Here is a 7,788-nt window from a genome sequence, read left to right as displayed (position 1 = left end):
GTGGGTGGAAGAAGGCTGGCATGAATATGCCAAGCGTCTTCCGTCCGAGCTGGCGCTGGAACTGGTGGAAATACCGCTCAACACCCGTGGCAAGAATGCCGACGTGGCCCGTTTCATCCGCCAGGAAGGCGAAGCCATGCTGGCCAAGGTCGGGCCGAACGAGCGGATCGTCACGCTGGAAGTCCATGGCAAACCCTGGAGCACCGAGCAGCTTGCGGTCGAACTCGACCGCTGGCGGCTGGATTCGCGCACGGTCAATTTCATGGTCGGTGGCCCGGAAGGGCTGGCGCCGGAAGTCTGTGCCCGTGCCGATCAGCGCTGGTCCTTGTCGCCGCTGACGTTGCCGCACCCGCTGGTGCGGATCCTGATCGGCGAACAGTTGTACCGTGCCTGGACCGTGCTGTCCGGTCACCCTTACCACAAGTAATCCAGCCCTCATGTCTCAGCCGATCCGCATCAAGGACCACGAAAAGGACGCACGCCTGGTGCGTAGCCGCGTCGTGTTCGGGGCCATTGCGATCATGCTGTTGATCGGCGTGCTGATCGCGCGGCTGTATTACTTGCAGGTGATTCAGTACGAGTACCACTCGACACTGTCGGAGAACAACCGCGTCCACGTGCAGCCGATTCCACCAACGCGTGGGCTGATTTTCGACCGCAACGGCGTGGTGGTGGCAGACAACCGGCCAAGCTTCAGCCTGAGCATGACCCGCGAGCGCTCCGGCGACTGGCAGCAAGTGCTCGACGTCATCGTCGAAGTGCTGGAACTGACGCCCGAGGACCGGGTGATCTTCGAGAAGCGCATGCGCCAGGGGCGCCGGCCGTTCGAGCCGGTACCGATCCTGTTCGAGCTGACCGAAGAGCAGATCGCCCGCATCGCGGTGAACCAGTTCCGTCTGCCCGGTGTGGAAGTGGTTGCGCAGCTGGTTCGTCACTACCCGCAGGGTGCGCACTTTGCGCACTCGGTGGGCTATATGGGGCGGATCAACGAGAAAGAGCTGAAGAGCCTCGATCCGGTCAACTACAGCGGCACCCATCACATCGGCAAAACCGGCATCGAACGTTTCTACGAGCCGGAATTGCACGGTCAGGTCGGTTACGAAGAAGTCGAGACCAACGCTCGCGGCCGCGTGTTGCGGGTGCTCAAACGCACCGACCCGATTCCCGGCAAGGACATCGTCCTCAGTCTGGACATCAAATTGCAGGAAGCGGCCGAGGCAGCATTGGGCGGACGTCGCGGCGCAGTGGTGGCGCTGGATCCGAAGACCGGCGAAGTGCTGGCGATGGTCAGCCAGCCGAGTTTCGACCCGAACCTGTTCGTCACCGGGATCAGCTTCAAGGCCTATGCCGAGTTGCGTGATTCCATCGACCGGCCGCTGTTCAACCGCGTGCTGCGCGGCCTGTATCCGCCGGGCTCGACGATCAAACCGGCGGTGGCGATTGCCGGCCTCGATTCCGGGGTGGTGACGGCATCCAGCCGGGTGTTCGACCCGGGCTACTACATGCTGCCGAACTATGATCACAAATACCGTAACTGGAACCGCACCGGTGACGGCTTCGTCGACCTCCATACGGCGATCATGCGGTCCAACGACACCTATTTCTATGACCTGGCGCACAAGCTCGGCATCGATCGGCTGTCGGCGTACATGAACAAGTTCGGCATCGGCCAGAAGGTCTCGCTCGACATGTTCGAAGAATCCCCCGGCCTGATGCCGTCCCGCGAATGGAAGCGGGCGACGCGCAAGCAGGCGTGGTTCCCTGGCGAAACCCTGATCCTCGGGATCGGCCAGGGCTATATGCAATCGACCCCGCTGCAACTGGCCCAGGCCACGGCGCTGGTCGCCAACAAAGGCATCTGGAACCGCCCGCACCTGGCCAAATCCCTGGAAGGGGTGAAGCCGGTGGATGAAAACCCGATGCCGGACATTATCCTGCGCGACCCGTCGGACTGGACCAAGGTCAACCACGGCATGCAGCAGGTGATGCACGGTGCGCGCGGTACTGCGCGTAAAGCGGCGATCGGCGCGCAATACCGCATCGCCGGCAAGTCCGGTACGGCGCAGGTCGTGGCGATCAAGCAGGGTGAGAAGTACGACCGCTCCAAGGTTCAGGAGCGTCACCGCGACCACGCCTTGTTCGTCGGTTTTGCCCCGGCTGATGACCCGAAAATCGTTGTATCGGTGATGGTCGAGAACGGTGAGTCCGGCTCCGGCGTTGCGGCGCCGGTGGTGCGTCAGGTCATGGACGCCTGGCTGCTCGATCAGGACGGACGCTTGAAGGCCGAATACGCCAGCCCAATCAGTGCGGAGGCTACGGCCCGTGATGAATAACTTTGATCGCATGCTCTCCAGTGAGGATGTGATGCGTCGCCGCGCGACGCTGCTGCAAAGACTGCATATCGACGGACCGTTGCTGATCCTGCTGCTGATCCTCGCCGCCGGCAGCCTGTTCGTGCTGTATTCCGCCAGTGGCAAGAGCTGGGACCTGCTTGCCAAACAGGCCACTTCGTTCGGTATCGGTCTGGTCTCGATGATTATCATCGCCCAGTTCGAGCCGCGTTTCATGGCGCGTTGGGTGCCGCTCGGCTATGTGATCGGCGTGGTGCTGCTGTTGGTGGTGGACATCATGGGCCACAACGCCATGGGCGCCACACGCTGGATCAATATCCCCGGGGTGATCCGCTTCCAGCCCTCGGAATTCATGAAGATCCTGATGCCGGCGACCATTGCCTGGTATTTGTCCAAGCGTACGCTGCCGCCGCAACTCAAGCATGTCGGCATCAGCCTGATGCTAATCGGTGTGCCGTTCGCGCTGATCGTGCGTCAGCCCGATCTCGGCACTTCGCTGCTGATTCTGGCGGGCGGTGCGTTCGTCCTGTTCATGGGCGGGCTGCGCTGGCGCTGGATCCTCAGCGTGCTGGCGGCGGCGGTCCCGGTGTCGGTGGCGATGTGGTTTTTCATCATGCACGACTACCAGAAACAGCGAATCCTGACCTTCCTCGACCCGGAAAGCGATCCGCTGGGCACCGGCTGGAACATCATTCAGTCGAAAGCCGCGATCGGTTCCGGCGGCGTATTCGGCAAGGGCTGGCTGCTCGGCACCCAGTCGCACCTGGACTTCCTGCCGGAAAGCCATACCGACTTCATCATTGCGGTGCTTGGCGAAGAGTTCGGCCTGGTGGGCATTTGCGCCTTGTTGCTGATCTATTTGCTGCTGATTGGCCGGGGACTGGTGATCACCGCCCAGGCGCAAACGCTGTTCGGCAAATTGCTCGCCGGTGCCTTGACCATGACGTTTTTTGTTTACGTTTTCGTCAACATCGGTATGGTCAGTGGCCTGTTGCCGGTTGTAGGGGTGCCGTTGCCGTTCATTAGCTACGGAGGAACTTCGCTGGTGACGCTGCTGTCAGCGTTTGGGGTTTTGATGTCGATCCATACCCATCGCAAGTGGATCGCACAGGTTTGAATAAGGTGAAGAGTGCAATGCAAGTAATGCGTGGCTGGGCGACTCGATGCGCGCCAGTGGTAGGCCTGATGGGCCTCCTGGGCAGCATGCAGGAAGCGCTGGCCGGCGAATACGAAGGCTCGCCGCAGGTGGCCGAATTCGTCGGTGAAATGACCCGCGACTACGGTTTCGCCGGTGAGCAACTGATGGCGGTGTTCCGCGAGGCTCAACGCAAGCAGGCGATTCTCGATGCGATCTCAAGGCCCGCCGAACGGGTCAAGCAGTGGAAAGAATACCGGCCGATGTTCATCACCGACGCGCGCATTGCCCGCGGTGTGGATTTCTGGCGTCAGCACGAGGCGACTTTGGCCCGTGCCGAGCAGGAATACGGCGTACCGGCACAAGTCATCGTGTCGATCATCGGCGTTGAAACCTTTTTCGGACGTAATACCGGTAATTACCGGGTGATCGATGCCTTGTCGACGCTCGGTTTCGACTATCCTCCCCGTGCCGAATTTTTCCGCAAGGAATTGCGTGAGTTCCTGCTGCTGGCGCGCGAAGAACAGGTCGACCCATTGACCCTCAAAGGCTCGTACGCCGGGGCCATGGGCCTGCCGCAGTTCATGCCGAGCAGCTTTCGCGCTTACGCGGTGGATTTCGACGGTGACGGCCACATCAACATCTGGAACAACCCGGATGATGCGATCGGCAGCGTCGCCAGCTACTTCAAGCGTCACGGCTGGGTTGCCGGTGAGCCGGTGGTCAGCCGCGCCGATGTCCGTGGCGATCAGGTCGATGAAGGCCTGACCACTGGCATCGAGCCGACGAAGACGGTCTCAGAGTTGCGGGCGCTGGGCTGGTCAAGTCATGATGCGCTGCGCGATGATATGCCGGTTACGGCATTTCGCCTCGAAGGCGATAACGGCCCGGAATACTGGATGGGCCTGAAGAATTTCTACGCGATCACGCGTTATAACCGCAGCGTGATGTACGCCATGGCCGTACATCAACTGTCTGAACAGCTGGTACAAGCACGGGGCGTCAAGTAATGCAGGCATTGCCTAACAGTAAACCCCTGAAGCTGGTGGCATTCGCTGCGTTGGCAGTGCTGGTCGCCAGTTGTTCGACCAGCCGTTCGCCGACTCAGAAAACCTCGAATACCGCCGTGCGGGCGCAGCCCGGCCTGGACATCAATCGCGCGCATAAAGACGGCGCGCCATGGTGGGACGTCGATGTGTCGCGCATCCCGGATGCCACGCCGACCCTGCACACTGGCCCGTACAAGGCCAACCCGTACACCGTGCTGGGCAAGACTTACTTCCCGTTGCAGGAATCCAAGACTTACGTCGCCTCCGGCACGGCGTCCTGGTATGGCACCAAGTTTCATGGTCAGAACACCGCCAACGGCGAGGTCTACGACCTGTACGGCATGAGTGCAGCCCACAAGACCTTGCCACTGCCAAGTTACGTTCGGGTGACCAACCTGGATAACAATCGGACAGTGATTCTGCGGGTCAATGACCGTGGGCCGTTCTACTCCGACCGCATCATCGATCTGTCCTATGCGGCGGCGAAGAAACTCGGCTACGCCGAAACCGGCACTGCACGGGTCAAGGTCGAAGGTATCGATCCGCAACAATATTGGGCCGCCAAGGGGCGTCCGGCGCCGCTGATGCTCAACGAACCGCAAGTGGCGCAGAATAGCGCCCCGGTGATTACGGCCTCGGCCGGCACCGTCGAGCAGTGGACGCCACCGCCGCAGCAACATGCCTCTGACACCGTTCCGGTGCCGATGAGCGCAAAAAAAAACGCTTCTGCACCAGCGTCTGGCCAGTATCTGCAGGTGGGCGCGTTCGCCAACCCGGACGCTGCAGAGCTGTTGAGGTCGAAGCTCAGCGGGATGGTGAGCGCTCCGGTGTTCATCAGCTCGATCGTGCGCAATCAGCAGACGCTGCACCGGGTGCGCCTGGGGCCGATCGGTTCGCCGGGTGAAATTGCCCAGGTACAGAACAGCGTGCGCCTGGCCAACCTTGGTTCGCCAAGTGTGGTCACCGAGTAACACGTAGAACTTGATTGACGATTCGCCAGCGATTGGGGGGTGAATCAGGTTGTTGGCTCGTCGAAGAACAAAAGCCCGGCAAGGGTGACTGGAGTGAGCAACTGAACACGCGATGGCTCGTTAGAAAGTCATCTGATTAAATTTTGTCCGCAAGGGCAGTTTCCATTAGCGATTTCGAGAGACGGATGAACATCACCACCTTTGCCAAACGCCTGTGTCTGCTAGTCCCGCTGCTCCTCTCGCCAGCCGCCTTCGCGGCCGAGATGATGCCGTCGCCACCGCAACTGGCCGCCAAAGCCTACGTACTCATGGATGCCGCGAGCGGCAACGTGCTGGTAGAGAACAATGGCGACCAGCGTCTGCCACCGGCCAGCCTGACCAAGCTGATGACCGCGTACATCGCGACCCTGGAAATCCGTCGTGGCCAGATCGGTGAAAACGATCCGGTGACCGTCAGCGAAAACGCCTGGCGCACTGGCGGTTCGCGGATGTTCATCAAGGTTGGCTCGCAGGTCACCGTCAGCGACCTGCTGCACGGCATCATCATCCAGTCCGGCAACGACGCCAGCGTCGCGCTGTCCGAGCACATCGCCGGCAGCGAAGATGCGTTCGCCGACCTGATGAACAAGACTGTGACTGATCTGGGCATGACCAATACCCACTTCATGAACCCGACCGGTCTGCCAAACCCTGAGCACTACTCGTCGGCTCACGACATGGCGATCCTGGCCCGTGCGATCATCCATGAAGACCCGGCTCACTACGCGATCTACTCGCAGAAAGAGTTCTTCTGGAACGGCATCAAGCAGCCTAACCGCAACCTGCTGCTGTGGCGCGACAAGACGGTCGACGGTCTGAAAACCGGTCATACCGACGAAGCCGGCTACTGCATGGTGTCCTCGGCTGTACGTGATGGCCAGCGCCTGATCGCCGTGGTGTTCGGCACCAACAGCGAAGTGGCCCGCGCCGCTGAAACCCAGAAGCTTTTGACTTACGGCTTCCGCTTCTTCGAAACCCAGACCTTCTACCAGAAGGGCACCGAACTGGCTCAGGCCCCGGTGTGGAAAGGCACCACCAATCAAGTCAAGGCCGGCCTGGCTGAAGACCTGACCATGACCCTGCCAAAAGGCCAGCTGAAGAAGCTTGCTGCGAGCATGACCATGAACCCGCAACTGGTTGCGCCAATCGCCAAGGGCGACGTGATCGGTAAAGTCGAAGTCAAACTGGAAGACAAGGTCGTGCACAGCGCTGACCTGATCGCTCTGGATGGCGTCGAGGAGGGTGGTATCTTCCGCCGCATGTGGGATAGCATCCGTCTATTCTTCTACGGCTTGTTCAACTGATTTGTGTTGACCTGCATGGCCCCGCCCCGATCCGGTGCGGGGCCATGCGCGTTATCACGGCTTGCGCTCAAGAGGCCGTTACGCCATGACCGATACCGAAGTAAAGGCGCCAAAGATCGAATTTCCCCAGGTTGATTATCCGGTTAAGGTGATCAGCGACACGGGGGTTGGCCACAAAGACAAGATCATCGAAATCGTGAAGAAATTCGCGAAGATCAACGATGAGCGTGTCGACGAGCGTTCGAGCAGCAACGGCAAATACACCACGATTCAGTTGCACATCGTCGCGACCGATCAGGATCAGCTGTACAACATCAACAGCGAACTGCGGGCGACCGGCTTCGTGCACATGGTGTTGTGATGCCGGGCACGCTGGGCTTTCGTGAGCTCGGCCAGATGGCTTACGAGCCGGTCTGGCATGCCATGCAACGCTTTACCAACGAACGCGGCAGCGATGCCGCCGACGAAATCTGGCTCGTCGAACACCCACCGGTGTTCACTCAGGGCCAGGCCGGCAAGGCCGAACACCTGTTACTGCCGGGAGATATCCCGGTGGTGCAGGTCGATCGCGGCGGGCAGGTGACTTATCATGGCCCCGGCCAGTTGGTGGCTTACCTGTTGCTGGATGTACGCAAGCTGGGTTTCGGCGTGCGTGATCTGGTCAGTCGCATGGAGGCTTGCCTGATTGAACTGCTGGCCAGCTACGGCGTAACCGCTGCGGCCAAGCCAGATGCTCCCGGCGTCTATGTCGATGGAGCGAAAATCGCTTCTCTGGGTTTGCGGATTCGCCACGGTTGTTCCTTTCATGGCCTGGCCCTGAACGTGGATATGAACCTGGAACCGTTTCGACGGATTAATCCCTGCGGCTATGCCGGGCTGGCGATGACCCAGCTGAGCGACCACGCAGGATCGATTGAATTTGCAGAGGTAAGTGCCCTG

8 protein-coding genes are annotated in these 7,788 nt (G+C 60.5%); all 8 read left to right on the top strand.

Translation table 11 applies throughout. The features are described from left to right. A partial coding sequence (rlmH, locus tag ACIPIZ_RS28965) for a 23S rRNA (pseudouridine(1915)-N(3))-methyltransferase RlmH (RefSeq protein WP_401168918.1) occupies positions 1-427 on the top strand: 427 nt, incomplete at its 5' end. 10 nt (positions 428-437) lie between these two features. Continuing rightward, entirely contained in the window at positions 438-2,333 is a 1,896-nt protein-coding gene (mrdA, locus tag ACIPIZ_RS28960; RefSeq protein WP_401168915.1) for a penicillin-binding protein 2, read from the top strand. Positions 2,334-2,364: 31 nt separating this feature from the next. After that, positions 2,365-3,468 carry a rod shape-determining protein RodA gene (gene rodA, locus ACIPIZ_RS28955; RefSeq protein ID WP_064390758.1) on the top strand — a complete coding sequence of 368 codons (1,104 nt, stop codon included), beginning with the start codon at positions 2,365-2,367 and terminating at the stop codon, positions 3,466-3,468. Between the two features lie 17 nt (positions 3,469-3,485). Next, positions 3,486-4,496: a lytic murein transglycosylase B gene (gene mltB, locus ACIPIZ_RS28950; RefSeq protein ID WP_064390746.1), complete on the top strand. Its 1,011-nt coding sequence runs from the start codon at positions 3,486-3,488 to the stop codon at positions 4,494-4,496. Then, entirely contained in the window at positions 4,496-5,506 is a 1,011-nt protein-coding gene (locus ACIPIZ_RS28945; RefSeq protein ID WP_064390745.1) for a septal ring lytic transglycosylase RlpA family protein, read from the top strand. The genes mltB and ACIPIZ_RS28945 overlap by 1 nt, the downstream gene beginning before the upstream one ends. A gap of 185 nt (positions 5,507-5,691) precedes the next feature. Then, entirely contained in the window at positions 5,692-6,849 is a 1,158-nt protein-coding gene (locus tag ACIPIZ_RS28940) for a D-alanyl-D-alanine carboxypeptidase family protein (RefSeq protein ID WP_064390744.1), read from the top strand. Between the two features lie 85 nt (positions 6,850-6,934). After that, complete coding sequence (locus ACIPIZ_RS28935) at positions 6,935-7,210, top strand: DUF493 domain-containing protein (RefSeq protein WP_008087908.1); 276 nt, start codon at positions 6,935-6,937, stop codon at positions 7,208-7,210. Then, positions 7,210-7,788: lipoyl(octanoyl) transferase LipB (gene lipB / locus ACIPIZ_RS28930; RefSeq protein ID WP_401168911.1), on the top strand; the 579-nt coding region annotated here is incomplete at its 3' end. The genes ACIPIZ_RS28935 and lipB, both read left to right, overlap by 1 nt.

The sequence above is a fragment of the Pseudomonas sp. NPDC087690 genome (genome assembly GCF_044743175.1).
Lineage (GTDB): Bacteria > Pseudomonadota > Gammaproteobacteria > Pseudomonadales > Pseudomonadaceae > Aquipseudomonas.
This window is presented reverse-complemented; position numbering and strand designations above follow the sequence as displayed.

What these genes read in the sequence shown, in the direction of transcription:
- mrdA (WP_401168915.1), top strand. Translation starts at nt 438, where the DNA reads ATGTCTCAGCCGATCCGCATCAAGGACCACGAAAAGGACGCACGCCTG.
- ACIPIZ_RS28940 (WP_064390744.1), top strand. Translation starts at nt 5,692, where the DNA reads ATGAACATCACCACCTTTGCCAAACGCCTGTGTCTGCTAGTCCCGCTG.
- rodA (WP_064390758.1), top strand. Translation starts at nt 2,365, where the DNA reads ATGCGTCGCCGCGCGACGCTGCTGCAAAGACTGCATATCGACGGACCG.
- ACIPIZ_RS28935 (WP_008087908.1), top strand. Translation starts at nt 6,935, where the DNA reads ATGACCGATACCGAAGTAAAGGCGCCAAAGATCGAATTTCCCCAGGTT.
- ACIPIZ_RS28945 (WP_064390745.1), top strand. Translation starts at nt 4,496, where the DNA reads ATGCAGGCATTGCCTAACAGTAAACCCCTGAAGCTGGTGGCATTCGCT.
- mltB (WP_064390746.1), top strand. Translation starts at nt 3,486, where the DNA reads ATGCAAGTAATGCGTGGCTGGGCGACTCGATGCGCGCCAGTGGTAGGC.